Raw genomic sequence first — 16,905 nt, 5'->3', positions numbered from 1 at the left:
TTATGAATTTTGATCTAAGTAAAAAAAAACTATCCGACATTAACAAATATCTTCAAAATATAGATAGAAAAAGTAATATCAGAAAATTTAAAATAGAGAATCCTTCAGGTCATCATGCAATATGTGCAGGTTTAAAAGATGATATTGATGTAACTATAAATGGGCATACTGGTTACTATTGTGCTGGAATGAACCAAAAGGCATCTGTTACTATTCACGGAAATGTTGGAACAGGTGTCGCTGAAAATATGATGTCTGGAAAGGTATTTGTTAAAGGAAATGCTTCACAATCTGCTGGTGCTACTGGTCATGGTGGAAATCTTGTTATTGAGGGTGATGCGAGTTCAAGATGTGGAATTTCTATGAAAGGAATTAATATTATTGTTAAAGGATCTGTTGGTCATATGTCAGCGTTTATGGCTCAAAAGGGAAACTTAATTATTTTTGGTGATGCAGATGAAGATTTGGGAGATAGTATTTATGAGGCAAAAATCTTTGTTAAGGGCAAAGTAAAAAGTTTAGGCGCAGATTGTGTTGAAAAAAAAATGGATGAAAAGAGTATTAATGAATTAAAAAAAATATTTAAAGATTTAAATATTTCTGAAAATCCCAAAAATTTTAAAAGATATGGCTCTGCTAGAAAACTTTATAATTTTAAAATTGATAATGCAGGAGCGTATTAAATGAAAAAAAAAGGCTTAAAAGAATTTAAAACATTTCCTCAATCAACTATTAATGAAATTCAAAGAGCAGCTAAAGAAGGAATTTATCAGATACGAGGGTTAGGTGCTAAGAGAAAAGTTCCTGACTTTGATGATCTAGTTTTCTTGGGTGCTTCAATGTCTAGATATCCTTTGGAAGGATATAGGGAAAAATGTAACACTTCAGTTGTGCTTGGAGACAGATTTGCAAAGAAACCCTTAAAGTTAGACATACCTATTACTATAGCTGGAATGAGTTTTGGTGCGTTAGGTGCTAATGCCAAAGATGCATTAGGAAGAGGTGCATCCTCAATGGGAACTTCAACCACAACAGGTGATGGAGGAATGACAAAAGAAGAAAGAGGTTCATCTAAGTATTTAGTTTACCAATTGCTTCCTTCTAGATACGGCATGAATCCTGATGATTTAAGAAAAGCTGATGCAATTGAAGTTGTAGTTGGACAAGGTGCAAAACCAGGTGGTGGAGGTATGCTGTTAGGTCAAAAAATTAATAAAAGAGTTGCAGGAATGAGAACGCTACCAGAGGGAATAGATCAAAGAAGTGCATGCCGTCATCCTGATTGGACTGGACCAGATGATTTAGAGATTAAAATTCAAGAGTTAAGAGAAATAACAAATTGGGAAAAACCTATTTATATTAAAGTAGGTGCAGCAAGATCTTATTATGACACTGCGCTTGCAGTTAAAGCAGGTGCAGATGTCGTTGTATTAGATGGAATGCAGGGAGGTACTGCTGCAACACAAGATGTGTTTATTGAACATGTTGGAATTCCAACTTTAGGCGCATTAAGAGAAGCAGTTGATGCATTAAAAGAATTAAATATGCACCGTAAAGTTCAACTAATTGTTTCTGGTGGAATTAGAACAGGAGCGGATGTTGCAAAAGCACTTGCTATGGGAGCGGACGCAGTATCAATTGGTTCTGCTGCTATGATGGCATTGAATTGCAATGCGGACTTATACAGAAAAGATTATGAAAAACTTGGAACAGAACCTGGCTACTGTCATCACTGTCATACAGGTAGATGTCCTGTAGGTGTTGCAACACAAGATCCTAAACTTGAGAAAAGACTAGATCCAAAAGAAGGTGGAAGACAATTAAAAAATTATTTGACTACTTTAACGTTAGAGTTGCAGACCTTAGCAAGAGCAAATGGTAAGTCTGATGTAAGAAATTTAGAGCCTGAAGATTTAGTTGCTTTAACAGTTGAAGCAGCTGCCATGGCAAGAGTTCCATTAGCTGGAACTAATTGGATACCTGGATTTAAAGAAAAAGATTGATTAAGAATTTGAATTCTAATAGCTTTTAATATGCCAAAAAATCTTTCACAAATTGCTAAACAAAAAAAAATAAAATACTTTTTAATAAGTTTTGTGGACTTGTTTGGAGTATTAAGATCAAAATTAGTACCTACTCATGCAATTGCTGAAATGCAAAAGAATGGTGCAGGATTTGCTGGATTTGCTACTTGGTTGGACATGACACCTGCAGATAGTGATATGTTTGCAATACCTGATCCTAATAGTTTAATTCAATTACCTTGGAATAAAGAAATTGGATGGTTAGCATCTGATTTATATATGGATGGAAAACCAGTTGAAGCTTCACCGAGAGTAATGCTTAAAAACCAAATCCAGAAACTAAAAGCAAAAAAACTTCAGATGAAGTCAGGTGTTGAATGTGAATATTTTTTAATTTCTGAAGATGGCTTATCAATAGCTGATCCAAGAGATATACAGTCAAAACCTTGTTATGATCAATCTGCATTGATGAGAAGATATGATCTAATTAAAGAAATTTGTGACAGTATGATTGAACTTGGATGGAAGCCATACCAAAACGATCATGAAGATGCGAATGGTCAATTTGAAATGAACTGGGATTACTCTGATAGTCTTGTTACTGCAGATAGACATGTGTTCTTTAAATTCATGGTAAAAAATCTTGCTGAGAAACATGGATTAAGAGCTACTTTCATGCCAAAACCGTTTAACAATTTGACTGGAAATGGTTGTCATGCTCATGTCTCTGTTTGGAGTGGTGGGGTAAATAAATTTTTAGATAAAAAAGATAAATTAGGACTTAGTAAATTAGCTTATAACTTTCTTGGTGGTTTAATTAAAAATGCTCAACCTTTATCAGCTTTTTTTAACCCAACTATCAACAGCTATAGAAGAATAAATGCACCCCCAACAAAGTCAGGTGCAACTTGGTCTCCAAGTAGTATTTCTTATACCGGCAACAACAGAACACATATGATTAGAGTTCCAGATCAGGGGAGATTTGAATTAAGATTAATGGATGGATCAGCAAATCCATACTTATTGCAAGCAGGTGTATTGGCGGCAGGAATAGAGGGAATTAATAAAAAAATTAATCCTGGTAAACCTCTACATTGCAATATGTATACAGATTATAAAAAATATCCAAAACTTGCAAAACTTCCAAATGATGTAGGTCAAGCTTTAGCAATGTTAGAAAAAAGCAAAATGTTAAATAATGCCTTTGGTAAAGATGTTATTAAAAGTTATCTAAAATTAAAAAGAACAGAGCTATCAAATTTTAAAAGAAAAGAAGTATTTAATAAAAGAAAACCTATTACACATTGGGAAAGAGCTAACACATTAGACTGTTAACATGAAGAAATTGGCTAAAATTTCTTCTTGGAAATATTCAAAATTTTTATCCAATAAAAGATATAATTTTTCAAGAAAGCAAGTTCTAAAACATTTATCCAAACAATTTATAGATAAAGCTTATAATAAAATATCAAAGTGGAAAGGATACTCTCCTACCCCGCTAATCAAATTAAATAAACTGAATAAAAATCTTAAGCTTAAAAATATTTTTTATAAAGACGAGTCTAAAAGATTTCATTTAAAATCTTTTAAAGCATTAGGTGGAGCTTATGCAGTTGAAGATATCTCAAAAGGAAAAAAAAATATTGTAATTTCTTCAGCAACAGCAGGAAACCATGGACGATCTGTTGCCTGGGGAGCTCAAAGATTAGGATTAGATTGTAGAATATTTGTTAGTCAGTACGTTAGTGAAACAAGAGTTAAAGAAATAGAAAAATTTGGAGCTACTGTCACTAAAGTTAAAGGTGATTATGAGAGTTCCTTAAACGAATGCATAAGACAAACTAAAAAAAATAAGTGGCATATTGTTCAAGATGTCTCTAATAAAAATTATAAATATGTGCCGCAACTTACAATGGCTGGTTATTCAATTATGATTAAAGAAATATCCAAGCAAACAAATCAGTATATTACCCACGTTTTTCTCCAAGCAGGTGTTGGAGGAATGGCAGCTGGATCCGTAGCGGGGATTGCAAGATATTTTAAAAGAATTCCAAAAATAATTGTAGTTGAACCTAAAGAGGCAGCCTGTGTTTTAAAAAGTATTGAAGCAAAAAAAATGAAAAAAATTAAAATAAAAAAAGAGAGTATTATGGGAGGCATGTCGTGTAACGAAATGTCCCTGGTACCTTGGAACATTTTAAATAAATCTACAAATCATTGTATAACTATAGATGATTCAAAAGTATCAAATACAGTTGCAATGTTAGCTAAAGCAAAGTTCAGTAATAAAAAAATTATAGGTGGCGAGTGTGCAACACCTGGAATAATTAGTTTGATTGCTGCATGTAACGATAAAAAAATTAAAAATCTTTTGGAGCTTAATGAAAAATCAAATGTACTCGTTATGGGATGTGAAGGTAATGCAGATGCTACACTATATAATAAGCTTTTATCTCAAGGTTTAAAAAAGATCTAGTTATGTCTGATTGTGCAGTTGTTTGGATTAGGGATGATTTTAGAATTAGAAATAATCATGCTTTATCTTTCGCATGTAAAAATCATGATGCTGTAACAGTTATTTACATACATAATAAAGAGTATTTTGATGGAAAAAGAGAAGCTCAAAGATGGTGGATAAGTAAATCACTGGAGAGTTTTTCAAATGATCTAGAAAAATTTAATATCAAGTTAGAGATAATTATTTCTGATGAAACTTCATTTTATTCAAAATTAAAGACAAAAGATAAAATATCGATTTATTGGAATAAAGTTTATGAACCAGATCATTTAAAGTTAGATAAAGAAATTGAAAAAATTTTAGAAAAAAAAAATATTCCATTTAAATTTTTTAAGGGAAATGTTTTAAACGAATATCAATCAATTACTAAAAATGATGGAACGCCCTTTAAGGTTTTCAGTCCCTTTTGGAGAAATGCAGAACAAGTATTTCTAGATGCAGTGCCACAAAAAACTTCAGAGATAAAAAAGTTAAAAAGTAAAAAAACCTTATTCAATTCAAAGAATACTTTTAAACAAATTATGCCTAAGAAAGATTGGTTTAAAAAGTTTGATCAATACTGGAAGCCATCTGAGGATGAAGCTCACAAAAACTTAAAAGAATTTATTAGTAACAGGATTTCAAAATATAGTGTTGATAGAGATTACCCATCAATAAATGGATCTTCAAAATTATCTCCCTATATTAGAAACGGTCAAATACACGTAGCTGCAATATATGAAAAAAGCTCAAAGGATATTAAAAAAAATATAAGTATTAGAAAATATATTAATGAACTGGGATGGAGAGAATTTTCTCACAGTTTAATTAATTATTTTCCTCAAATGTTAAAAGGAAACTTAAGGAAGGAATTTGATAGATTTCCATGGGAAAAAAATTCTAAAAATCTTAAAGCATGGAAACAAGGTATGACCGGTTATCCAATTGTTGATGCTGGAATGCGAGAACTTTATGAGACAGGTTGGATGCATAATAGAATTAGAATGGTAGTTGGATCATTTTTAGTTAAACATTTAAGAATTAATTGGAAAGAAGGTGAAAAATATTTTAGAAATTGTTTATTAGATTTTAATGAGGCTAACAATGTTGCTCAGTGGCAATGGGTTGCAGGATGTGGTGCTGATGCAGCTCCTTACTTTAGAATATTTAATCCAATTCTTCAGGGAGAAAAATTTGACAAAGAAGGATTATACGTAAAAAAATGGGTACCAGAATTAAGTAAAGTTCCTTCAAAATTTATTCATAAGCCTTGGGAGATGGAATTAAAATATCAAGAAGCAATAAATACTGTTATTGGAAAAAATTATCCAAAACCGATTGTAATTCATGAAGAGGCAAGAGCAGCGGCTTTAAGTGCTTTTCAATCATTAAAGAAAAATTAAAATCCACTCTCTCTTACGAGAAGAGCAATTATATTTTTAAAGAATTTTATAAATGGGCTATATCTGCTACCCTCAATATGAACGTAACCTGGTAATTCAAATTGTATTGAACTGTTATTTATTAAATTAAAGTCTGCAAGATAATGAGCAGTTTCGGGTCTGTATTTAAATTCTCCAGATGTAAAATTTCTAATTGCAATTGGTCCATTGTGTAATGAACTTAAAGATATGTAAGGTAAATTTTGTACAGCTGATAAATCTAAAGTGCTTGAAATTAAATGTATTTTTTTATGTTCACCATCATTTGGAATAAATACTGCGGGAGATTTTTCTTTGAACCTATCAATTTGCTCCTCTTTAATTAAGCCTTTAACCTGACCTGTTCCATAATGCACAATCCCTAATAATTGGTCGGTATTACTAACCCACATTTCTTCACTTAGCCCTGAAAAATCTTTAATTTTGCCTTTAATTGGCGACTTTAAAATTAGCTTACTCTTTATATTAGTTAATCCACGAACCTCACTTTGTAGTGCAAGCAATCTTTGTTGAAGAGTAATATATTGATCCATATTACCAGCGCTATCACTTAATCTATTAATCTTAGTTTTTGTAAGTTTAATTTTCGTTCTTAATGAATTTATTTTTTTATCTAAATCTGGTGAATAGAGTTCTAATAATTCTTGGCCTTTTTCTACTTCAGCGTCTTTAGTTACAAATATCTGTTTTATTTTACCTGGATAAGGTGAATAAACTTTTGAATATTTTTCAGAGATATATACAGCGGGAATTTTTAAAGATGATTTCCATGGTAGTACAACAATCATAGTTAAAACTGTCAGAATTGCTATTGTTCTTACAGTTTGTCTATTTAGTTTCATTTCAGACTTCATCATGTACCAGTTTTTAATTTCTTTAATAATTGGAAGCATAATGAACCAATAAATTTCAATAACAAATAAAATAATACCTAAAACTTTAAACGCTAAATGATAAACAAGTAATGCTATTCCAATAAATAAGAAAAATCTGTAAAGCCAGGTTGCCCAAGCATATATTATAAATGTCCATCTTCTCGTTGGATTAATTTCCTCTGGTGGTTTGTGATTAAATCCAAAAAGAGTCTCTCTTATTTTCCATCTCGCTAGAGCAAATGATCTTGGTTGTAAATTTTCAGCTTTTAGCCAATCAGAAAAAACATAATATCCATCAAATCTCATAAATGGACTTACATTTATTAATAGTGATGATATCCAAGAAGTGGTTGCAATAAAAAACATTACGCTTTTCATTCCACCTTCAGGTAAAATTCCCCAAATAAAAGTTGCAATTAATGCTAAATGTAATTCTGTAAGTATTCCTGCAAAATTAATTAGAAGTCTTTCTTTATGATTTCTAAGTCGCCAGGCATCTGTTGTATCAGTATATAAAAAAGGAAAAAATACTAAAAAGGCAATTCCTATTGCAGAAACTCTACAACCATAGTTTTTTGCAACAAAAGCATGACCTAATTCATGCAGGCACTTTACTATCACTAAAGTTGCAAAATAAAGCATCAATCCATTGAATGTAAAAAAATATAAAAATGTTTTTTTAAATACAGCAAATTGTTGGATGACAAGACAGATGCCAATAAATCCTAAGATATATATTATATTTCTAAATTTTGCTGATCCTAAACTTTTTACTTTATTTAAATTTCTTTCTAACCATTCATCTGGCTTAAAAAGAGGAATTTTAAAAAATAAATAACTATGTACAAGATTAAGCAACCAGTTTTTTTTCATGCTGTTTTTTTGTTGCAATAAATAATTTACATTTTGTCCTGGAGGTTGAACAATTAAATTATTCTGTTGAAGAAAACCTATAAAACTTTTTATTTCATCACTGTTGGTTTCAATTCCATCTGAATTGATTTTTTTCTCAAAATTTTGAATATCTTCCCCACCTCTCCAATTTTTAATTAGTTTAAAAGCAGTTAATCCGAGAGTAAAATATTTATTCCTAACAGCATCATAAAGTAACCACGCAGGTGCACCATCTTCACGACTATTACCTCTAAATATTTCTAAATCCTGTCTTAAGTATGGGATTATCATATACCAATTAGTTGTCTTACAAATGTGATAGGTTTTCTAAATAAGTAATAAAACAATGTAACTCTTGAGCCATAAATTTTGGCTGTTCCTCTTAAACCAATTCTTGGGGGGACTTCACCTTCATAACTTACTCCAATTTTATAGGATAAAACTTCTTCAGGTGACAATGATGGCTCGTAGGATGCTCTAAGCAACTTGCCTTTTAATGGCTTGATTGGGTTTATATCTAAAAATACTTTAACATTTGAATTTTCCTTAATAATCAATGAGTCTTTGACAGGTAACCAAACTAAAAACTCAACATTATTAGGGTTTGCTATGGTCATTATTTTTTCACCAACAGAAACTGGTCTTCCTTGCCAATCATTTTTTTGGTCAACTATCGCAATTCCTTTTTGGCTAGCATAAAGTTTTGTATTTTTTAATTTCTCACCTGTAGACTCTACTTCCGCTTTTTTTAAATCAACTTGAGCAACTAATTCCGCTAATCTTGCTTTTTCTTTATTGTCGGTAAATGAGGATTGTCTGCTTCTGAGCAGTTCCTTTTCTGCTACTTGTAGAGATTGTTTTGATAAATTATAATTATTTGAAAGATCGGTGTCTTCCAACATAACCAACAAATCACCAGAGTTTATTTGATCATTATTATTAGCAACTATATTTTTAACTACTCCATCAAAAGGAGATGTAATTAAAATTGGATTTTTTGGGACTACTTCAACAGGAGCAGTACTCGTTATTTTAATTGGGATAATTGAAACAAATATAATTATAATAATTACTATCCATGCTCTTGATCCAAATAAATGTTTTTTTAAAAAATTTTTAATTGAAAAATCTGTTAAGAATGAATTGAAAGCATGTCCATAAGTTACTGATAAGTGTCTTGATAATTCAATTTCATTTTCAATAAATTTTTCATTTCTCGATAAAATTAAATAGCCTTGTAAACCTTTTTGAGGACTTAGAATGGGAATACATAATATGTTATCTGGTAAATTTTTAGGTTTTTTTACTTTTATTTTTTTGGAAACTTTATCTACATCTAAATTTTGAATTTCTTTAAAGTTGTGCCCTGATTCATTTATAATATTTTCAATAAACGTAATTAATGGAGCAGTTCTATCAACTGTTGCAAGATCTGAAGTTGCTTTTACTTGAAACTTATCTGTTGGAGCTTTTAATAACAGAAATGAATTAATATAATCGATGATTTGTCTTGTTTCATTTGCTACAACAAAATTTAATTCGTCCTGTGTTTTAGCTTCACGAGTTTTTTTTTCTAAACCAATTAATCTTGCTATTTTAATATTTTTATCTTCGCTCAAAACTTAACAATCCCACTCATTCCTGGAATTAAAGACTCATATTTTTCATTAAATTGAGCTTTCAATTCTATTGTTTGACTAACTGCATCAACTGTTGCTCCAAGACTAATTACTTTTGCATCTAAAGTTTCACCTGTTTCATCAATTAAAATTTTTACCTCGTGACCCTTTTTTAACCATCTCAACCAATTACTAGGAACAACTATTTCAGCCTCTAACAAACCATCTCCAACAATATCCATTAAGGGCTGTCTTTGCTCTATGGTAGAAAAAATACTTGTATAAACATCCATAACTTTTCCGTTGTATGGAGCTACAATTTCGCATCTATCTACATTTAGTTTTGCAATATTTAATTCAGCTTTTGCTTTTTTAAGTGCAGATTCTGATAGTTGATATTGGAGTTTTCCAATTGATCTCATCTCCAATAATTCTTTATCATTTTTTAATTGAATATTTGCACTATCATAATTTGCCTGGATTACTTCTTTTTGAGCTTTATAGATTTTGCAATCAAAACTAATTAAAACGTCACCTTTTTTAAAAGGATCTCCTAACAGAAAATTAATATTTTCAACTCTCGCTGCTAATTCACTTGATATTGATACTTTTTCGGTTGCAGTTACTAAAGCTCTGGCCTCTCTAATCTCTTCTGCATGAGTAAAATTTAAGAATAAATAAGAAATTAAGATTGTAAAAAGAAATTTTTTCATGATTTTATTGTGTTATTTATAATCTATTAATAACGTTTGAACCATAATCATCCCAACTAGTAAACTGTTTATCTAATTGGTCTTTTAAACTTACAAATTTATTGTCGATTTTTTCGTTATTTAACTCGTCAATTCGCGCAGTATCATCATCACCAAATTCAATAGATAAATCTTTAACAATTATTTCACCATCTCTTTCGATAATAAGTTTTAAGTCTAATTTGGAAATATCTTCTGGCGGTTCTGCAATTATTTTTCCTGAGTTAGGATCGTAACTTAACCACTCAGGTATTTCAGAACCATCTTTTAATACAAGTTTAGATCTTTCAAATTTTTGTGATAGTTCACTTGGCAAATTTATAACCAAATTTGTATCAATAATTTTTGGTTTTAAAGTATAAAGAGTATCAGATCTTTTTGATTGAAGGATATCTAAAATATCTGATTTATTATTAAAATTTAAAATACTTGTAGAATTTTGATTTACTGATCCATCTTGATTATTTTTAATCAAGTTTACATTGCCACTTTCATCAACACTTATACTTGCATTTTGTTTTTTTGCTCGTTTTATTATTTGCTTATCATTTAGAATTTGTTCTGGATCAATTTTAACACTTATTTCTCTTCTCTCATTTTGACTATCTGTTGCAATAATTATAATTTCTACATTTTCCACGCCATCAGGAATATTGGTTTTGGTAGCTCCTGTCTTTGGATCTACCTTGATCCAATCAGGTAAAGGTGATCCATCTTTCATTACTCCTTCGTATTTAATAATATCAAAACCTGATTCATTAAAAATTTTAAATTTAAGATTTAAACTATCATTTTTAACTTTAACTTTTACTTTATCTGCAAAAACATCTGGTACGTCTTTTAATTTTTCTTTAACTTCAATTGAGTTAGTTTCTGCAACAAGATCAGTTAATTTAAGACCTTGTGAAAAATCTGCTTTTTTATTTTGTTTTGGAAGATCAATTTGATTTAAATTTAATTCAAAATTACTTTCAATTTTTGGTAAATTAAAATTTGATTTATTTGATTTTTCATTTCTTTTACTTTCCCTCTTAATTAATCTTTCAGCTTTTTTTTCTCTAATTTCTTTAACGACCTGTCCACCATTTTGAAGTTTAATAACTATAGAGCCTGTGTCAGTTGTAGTTCCATCTGATACAGTGTAATTGAAATATTCAAATACAATTTGACCTTTATTTAAAGTATCATCTAGTCCAGTATTAACAATGTAAGTATAACTTCCATTTGAGTTTATTATTAATGTTCCATATGTTCCAGTAAGTGAAGATCCAACTACGCCTGAAGTTCCTGCTCCCTCTAAGGCACCTGTTCTAATTTCTGTTACACTAATAGTATCGTTGGTATCAGCATCGGTATCATTGGTTAATACGTCCTTAATGGAACCATCTGTAACTGTTAAAGTTGAGTTTGTAGATATATCGATTGTGTTACTATCGTTTGATGCAGCTGGGGCATCGTTTGCACCTGTAACCGAAATTGTAATAGTTGCTGTATCTGTGGCTGATCCATCTGAAACTGTGTAGGTAAACACATCATTACCGGACTCACCAGTATCCAAAGAGCCATTTGGAGTGTAGGTATATGTTCCATCTGCTCCAATTGTTAACGTTCCATATGTTCCAGCTATTGATGTTCCATTAGAATATGTTGTTGCGGATGTAACATTGCTACTATTTCCATTTGTGTGAGAAATATTTGTTATTACTAATGTATCTGAGCTGTCAGGATCTGTATCATTATCATCAATTACACCGCTTGATGCATTTGATACTGTAACGCTAGATCCGTCTGTTACACTTGCAGTATCATCAGTTGCTGTTGGCGTATCATTTACTGCAGTTACATTGACAGTCATAGTCTTAGATGAGCTATAAGCAGTTCCATCATTTACTTGAAATCCAAATGAAGTATATGAACTTCCATTTTCATTAGAATCGGGCTTAAATCTTAAGTATCCATTTGAAATATCGAGAGCTGTAATTTCTTGGTTTAAAGTCACATCAACCCATGAAGATCCATTATAATATTGTAACGCACCATTATTTTCTAAAGATGTAATTTTAATTTTATTTAAACTTCCGCTATCATCAGTATCACTAAAATTGAATTCACTTGTTGAAAATACATGGTTTGTATCTTCATTAGTTGTAATAGTATTGTTTGATGCTGTTGGAGCATCATTTACACCTACTACCGTTATAGTAATAACGCCTATATCTGTAGCTGTTCCATCAGAGACTGTATAGTTAAAACTGTCTGTAACTATATCACCTGGGTCAAGTGCGTCGGCTGCATCTTTATTTGCAACATATGAATAAGAACCGTTAGCATTGATTGTTAATTGACCATAGGTTCCATCTAAGGCAGATCCAACTGAACCTGGGTTTCCATTTCCTTCACTTGAGCCTGCTCTTATTGCTGAAATTGTTAAAGATGAGCTTGCATCTGCATCAGAATCTGAATTAGAACTTGAACTTGTATCTATTACATCTCCAGTGTGTTCACCTGTTATATCAACAAAACTGTATGGACTTGAAAGTGAAAAAGATAAGACTGCATTTGAATTTGCTCGAGCTAAAAATGCTTTACTTCCATCATTATTAAATACAATATCATTAGGTTTATTAGCAAAGCTACCCACATCAAATGCACCATTAAATGTTGCAGTAGATAAGTTAAAACCAGTACTAAGATCGTATTCTAAAATTTCATCACTACTTTGACCTGTAATAAATAATTTTGAACCTGTTGGATTAAATGAAATACCTCTTGGTGTAACTTCTCTTGAACTAAAATCTAAACTTCTACTTGTGTATGATATTGTTGTGGTATCAAAAGCTGTTGATAGAGAATATTCATAAACATGGTGGTTGGTGTCTCCAAGTAAAAACATTTTAGTTCCATCAGTATTAAAAGTAAAACCTCTAGGACCACCGTCTTGGCTGCTAATTACTGTTGAAGAAGGAGTTGGTAACGAAGATACATCATAAGCTGTAGATAAAGAATATTCATGAATCTTTTTATTACCACCTGCACTACTGATTATATAAAGTTTAGTACCATCACTATTAAATCTGATACCACGTGGTTCACTTATGTGAGAAGAAATATCATATGTAGTGCTTTGAGAAGCAGTATTTATATCAAAAGCAGTTGTTAAAGCATGTTCAGAGATTGTTGCTGTGCCGGGAGCATGAACAACAAACATTTTAGTACCATCATGATTAAATGCTACGGAACGTGCTGTACCTGCGCTAAGTGAGTAAGGTGAACCAGTATCTTGAGAAACTCCGGTAACGCTTGTAGCATCGTTAGAAACATTTAGTGTGGCATCTTCATTTACAGTTCCTGTATCATTTTGAGCAACTGGCGCATCGTTAACTCCAGTAACTGTAACGGTTAAGTTTGCAGTATCAGTTCCACCATTACCGTCTGAAATAGTATAAGTAAATACGTCTGTAACAATATCACTTGCATCTAAAGCATCAGCAGCTGCTTGATCTGCAACATATGTATATGTTCCATCAGCTCCAACAGTTAATGTTCCATAAGTTCCTGTAACAGAGGTTCCGCTTGAATTATAAGAACTTCCACCAGATACAGCTGAGTTGGTACCACCATCCTTTTTAATTTGTGTTACTGTTAAACTATCACCATCACCATCGGTATCATCTGCACTTAATAAACCTGAACCAGAACTTTGGGTAACTGTTGCGTCTTCATTTACACTATCTGTATCTGCAACTGCTGAAGGAGCGTTATTACTGGCTCCAACTGTAATTGTTAAAGTTGTAATTGTTGTTGCTGTTCCATCAGAAACTGTATAAGTAAATTCATCTGTTCCAGCGCTTGATCCTGCAACATAAGAATAAGAGCCGTCTGCACCAATTGTTAAGGTACCATAAGTACCACTACTTGATGCACCATCTGCTCTAGTTGTGCCTGCAGAAACAGAAGTTGCGCTACCCGCTCCGCTATGCTGAATAGCTGTTACTGTTAAAGAAGAACTTGCATCAGCATCAGTATCATCTGATATAACTGTTCCAGCACTATTTGTTGCATCTGTAACTGTATTACTTGTTGCAACTGAGTCTGTGTCAGCAACACCTACTGGATCATCATTCACACCTACGACAGTGATTATTAAAGTTGCTGTATCAGTTCCACCATTTCCATCTGAGACTGTGTAAGTAAAACTATCCGTTACAACAGCACCAGGATCTAATACATCAGCAGCAGCTTGATCTGCTACATAATCATATGATCCATCAGCACCTATTCTTAAAGTACCATAAGTACCAGTTTTTGATGTTCCACTTGAGTTATATGAACTACTGCTTGAAACAGATGAATTAGACTCTCCAGTTACGGCTATTTGAGTGACTGTTAAAGTATCACTATCTGCATCTGTATCATCTAATAAAACATCACCGTCATGTTCACCTGATATATTTACTAAACTGAAAGGAGTAGTAAGAGTGTATTCATTAATATCTGCACCAGCAACTCCCACCATAAATAATTTAGTACCATCGTTATTAAATTTTATACCCCCCGGAGTAGTATCTTGCGAAGAGACGCTAATGTTTCCAACAAAGGAAGCAGTGGATACATCGAAACCAGTAGAGAGCGTATATTCGTTAATATCATTACCTTGATTGCCAGTAACAAACATTTTAGTTCCATCGCTGTTAAATACTAAACCATTGGGTAAAGTATCTTGAGAACTAATATCAAAACTATCGACAAAAGATGCCGTTGCTGTATTAAACGCGCTAGCCAAAGTATATTCATTAACATCTCTTCCACCACCTCCTGTAATAAACATTTTCGTGCCATCATTATTAAATGCTAATCCTTGAGGGGAATTTTCTTGAGAGGCAACACTAAAGTTGTTAATAAATGATGCGGTGGATACATCAAAGCCTGTAGAGAGATTGTATGCATAAACTGCGCCATTTCCCTCTCCCAAAATAAACATTTTTGTACCGTCAGCGTTAAAAACTATGTCTTGCGGAATAGTGTCTTGGGAAGCAACACTAAAGTTGCTATCATAAGAGGCAGTGGAAACATCATACCCAGTAGATAAAGTATATTCATTAACCTCATCTCCATCTCTTCCAACAATAAACATTTTTGTACCATCTTCATTAAAAGCTACCCCTTGAGGGTTAGACTCTTGAGAAGAAAGATCAAAACTATCAACAAAAGAAGCACCTGTAATACTATTTGAAGTAGCTCCGTTTGAAACAGTTAACGTTGCATCTTCTTTTACGGTTCCAATGTTATCTGCTGCAGCAGGTGCAGTGTTTGTTGCGTTTGGTATAACAAGAATTCTTATATAATCTCCAGCGGAAGAATTCGCATTTTGCGCTCCAAATTGTAAAAGATTATTTGTTCCACTTCCATGATTTGAAACAGAAACCCAATCAGAACCATTGCTACTATCCGCAACACCACCTGAACCATGGGACTGAGTAGAATTAAAGAAGTTAGTCATACCAGAGCTCGGTTTTTTACCCTCTGGCATTCTACCACCGTCGCTATCTGCAGAATTACTACCACCCCCGCTACCACTCATTGCATAAATTAAACTACTGCTATGATATGTGTTACCATCAACATTTTCTGCTCGAGTTTTTGCTTGATCAAAAAATATTCCAACTATTTCACCGTCAAAAACAACTTCTCCAGCTGAAGTACTTGTTCTTTTATTTAGGTTATCTACAAGAAACATTAGATACGAATTTACTGTAATATTACTTGAGGCATTTTGATTAGCTCCATTTTGCAATTCAGCATTTCCAGTATTGTTATCGTCATTCCAAATATATGTTGAATCAACGTCAACATTCGAAATTAAGTCTCCACTAGAAACAGAAACATTTAATTCTTCTACGGCCAAACCAAAATCAGAACCAACTGTTGCATAAGCTCCTGAAGCACCAAGTCCAACATTGCCAGAATTCATCATTGTAACATTGCTATCAATATGAGTAACTCCTGAGCCAGAAAGAACTCCAGTTGTAGATAATGATCCAAGGGCATGGTTATAATTTTTAACTTTAAGTTCTTCCTCACTAATTAAACCAAACTGTTTTTCTAATTCCCAATCTCCGCCTTTACCTGTAATATCATCTGATGCTGCAATATCGGCTTTTGTAATTTCTGAAATTTTTTTAATTAATAATTGACCTTGATCTGTTGATGCAACATTACATCCATAAAAGAGAATATCTCCTTTATCAGTTAATGATTGACCAATTGATGAAAGGGTTGATTTGTAATTATCTATTGTTTCATTATTTAAAAATGCATTTCCAAATAAAATTTGTCCTGCAGAACCATGACCAATTAAATGAAGGGCATTAATATTTTCTCTATCCTGTAAAATTTGATTAATTCTCTTAAATCCATCTTCATTAGAACTAATTAAATATACTTCTGTGTTTTCTCTAAAGGATTTAGTTATTTCTCTGTAATCTTTTACCTGGCTATCAATAAAAACAATATTTTTTCTGTCGTTTCTTGCCTCTCTAGCAACAGTTGTAAAAGGGATTTCAGTGTTAGATTGGGTTCCCTCTTTATATATATCTTTATTTTTGGAATTTTTTTTTATTTCTTGTTGATTTCTCTCATCAATTAAATCTAAAAATGTAGAAGCACCTGCTCCATCAAGCATTATTCTTTGCTCTAAAGGCTCAATAAAAATCTTTTGACTTCTTATATTTTTACTTTTTTTGTCCATTTATTTAAAGTTCTAAACGAATATTGAAAATTTAAACCTTTACCATTGCCCATT

Annotated in this window: 9 protein-coding genes; 5 read left to right on the top strand and 4 right to left on the bottom strand. The window is 32.0% G+C overall.

Going from position 1 to position 16,905, the window contains the following annotated elements; genetic code table 11:
* Positions 1 to 2 precede the first annotated feature (2 nt).
* Genes B8063_RS05320 through B8063_RS05300 form a run of 5 tightly spaced genes read left to right on the top strand, consistent with a single transcriptional unit; the run spans position 3 to position 5,924 of the window.
* A complete protein-coding gene (locus tag B8063_RS05320; protein WP_085070205.1) occupies positions 3 to 683 on the top strand; it encodes a protein glxC in 681 nt (226 codons plus the stop codon).
* Positions 684 to 2,003 (top strand): FMN-binding glutamate synthase family protein, encoded by a 1,320-nt coding sequence (locus B8063_RS05315; RefSeq protein ID WP_075521166.1) that lies wholly within the window; start codon positions 684 to 686, stop codon positions 2,001 to 2,003. It abuts the gene before it with no gap.
* A 30-nt stretch (positions 2,004 to 2,033) separates the two neighbouring features.
* Positions 2,034 to 3,359: a type III glutamate--ammonia ligase gene (glnT, locus tag B8063_RS05310; protein WP_085070204.1), complete on the top strand. Its 1,326-nt coding sequence runs from the start codon at positions 2,034 to 2,036 to the stop codon at positions 3,357 to 3,359.
* A 1-nt stretch (position 3,360) separates the two neighbouring features.
* Complete coding sequence (locus tag B8063_RS05305; RefSeq protein WP_085070203.1) at positions 3,361 to 4,500, top strand: diaminopropionate ammonia-lyase; 1,140 nt, start codon at positions 3,361 to 3,363, stop codon at positions 4,498 to 4,500.
* Between the two features lie 2 nt (positions 4,501 to 4,502).
* Positions 4,503 to 5,924: a cryptochrome/photolyase family protein gene (locus B8063_RS05300; protein WP_085070202.1), complete on the top strand. Its 1,422-nt coding sequence runs from the start codon at positions 4,503 to 4,505 to the stop codon at positions 5,922 to 5,924.
* On the opposite strand, the gene B8063_RS05295 is transcribed toward B8063_RS05300, so the two are convergent.
* Genes B8063_RS05295 through B8063_RS05280 form a run of 4 tightly spaced genes read right to left on the bottom strand, consistent with a single transcriptional unit; the run spans position 5,921 to position 16,851 of the window.
* Positions 5,921 to 8,023: a site-2 protease family protein gene (locus tag B8063_RS05295; protein WP_085070201.1), complete on the bottom strand. Its 2,103-nt coding sequence runs from the start codon at positions 8,021 to 8,023 to the stop codon at positions 5,921 to 5,923. The two genes, B8063_RS05300 and B8063_RS05295, sit on opposite strands and share 4 nt — an antisense overlap.
* Positions 8,020 to 9,351, bottom strand: a complete 1,332-nt coding sequence (locus B8063_RS05290; RefSeq protein ID WP_085070200.1) for an efflux RND transporter periplasmic adaptor subunit — start codon at positions 9,349 to 9,351, stop codon at positions 8,020 to 8,022. The genes B8063_RS05295 and B8063_RS05290 overlap by 4 nt, the downstream gene beginning before the upstream one ends.
* A complete protein-coding gene (locus B8063_RS05285; RefSeq protein WP_085070199.1) occupies positions 9,348 to 10,064 on the bottom strand; it encodes an efflux RND transporter periplasmic adaptor subunit in 717 nt (238 codons plus the stop codon). Before B8063_RS05285 ends, B8063_RS05290 begins: the two co-directional genes overlap by 4 nt.
* Before the next feature lie 16 nt (positions 10,065 to 10,080).
* On the bottom strand, positions 10,081 to 16,851 hold the full coding sequence (locus B8063_RS05280; RefSeq protein ID WP_085070197.1) for a VCBS domain-containing protein: 6,771 nt from the start codon (positions 16,849 to 16,851) through the stop codon (positions 10,081 to 10,083).
* Positions 16,852 to 16,905: the final 54 nt, after the last annotated feature.

Origin of the sequence: Candidatus Pelagibacter sp. RS40, assembly GCF_002101295.1 — a bacterium.
Taxonomy (GTDB): Bacteria; Pseudomonadota; Alphaproteobacteria; order Pelagibacterales; family Pelagibacteraceae; genus Pelagibacter.
Note: the sequence above shows the minus strand (reverse complement) of the source record. Positions and strands in the feature narration are given on the sequence as shown.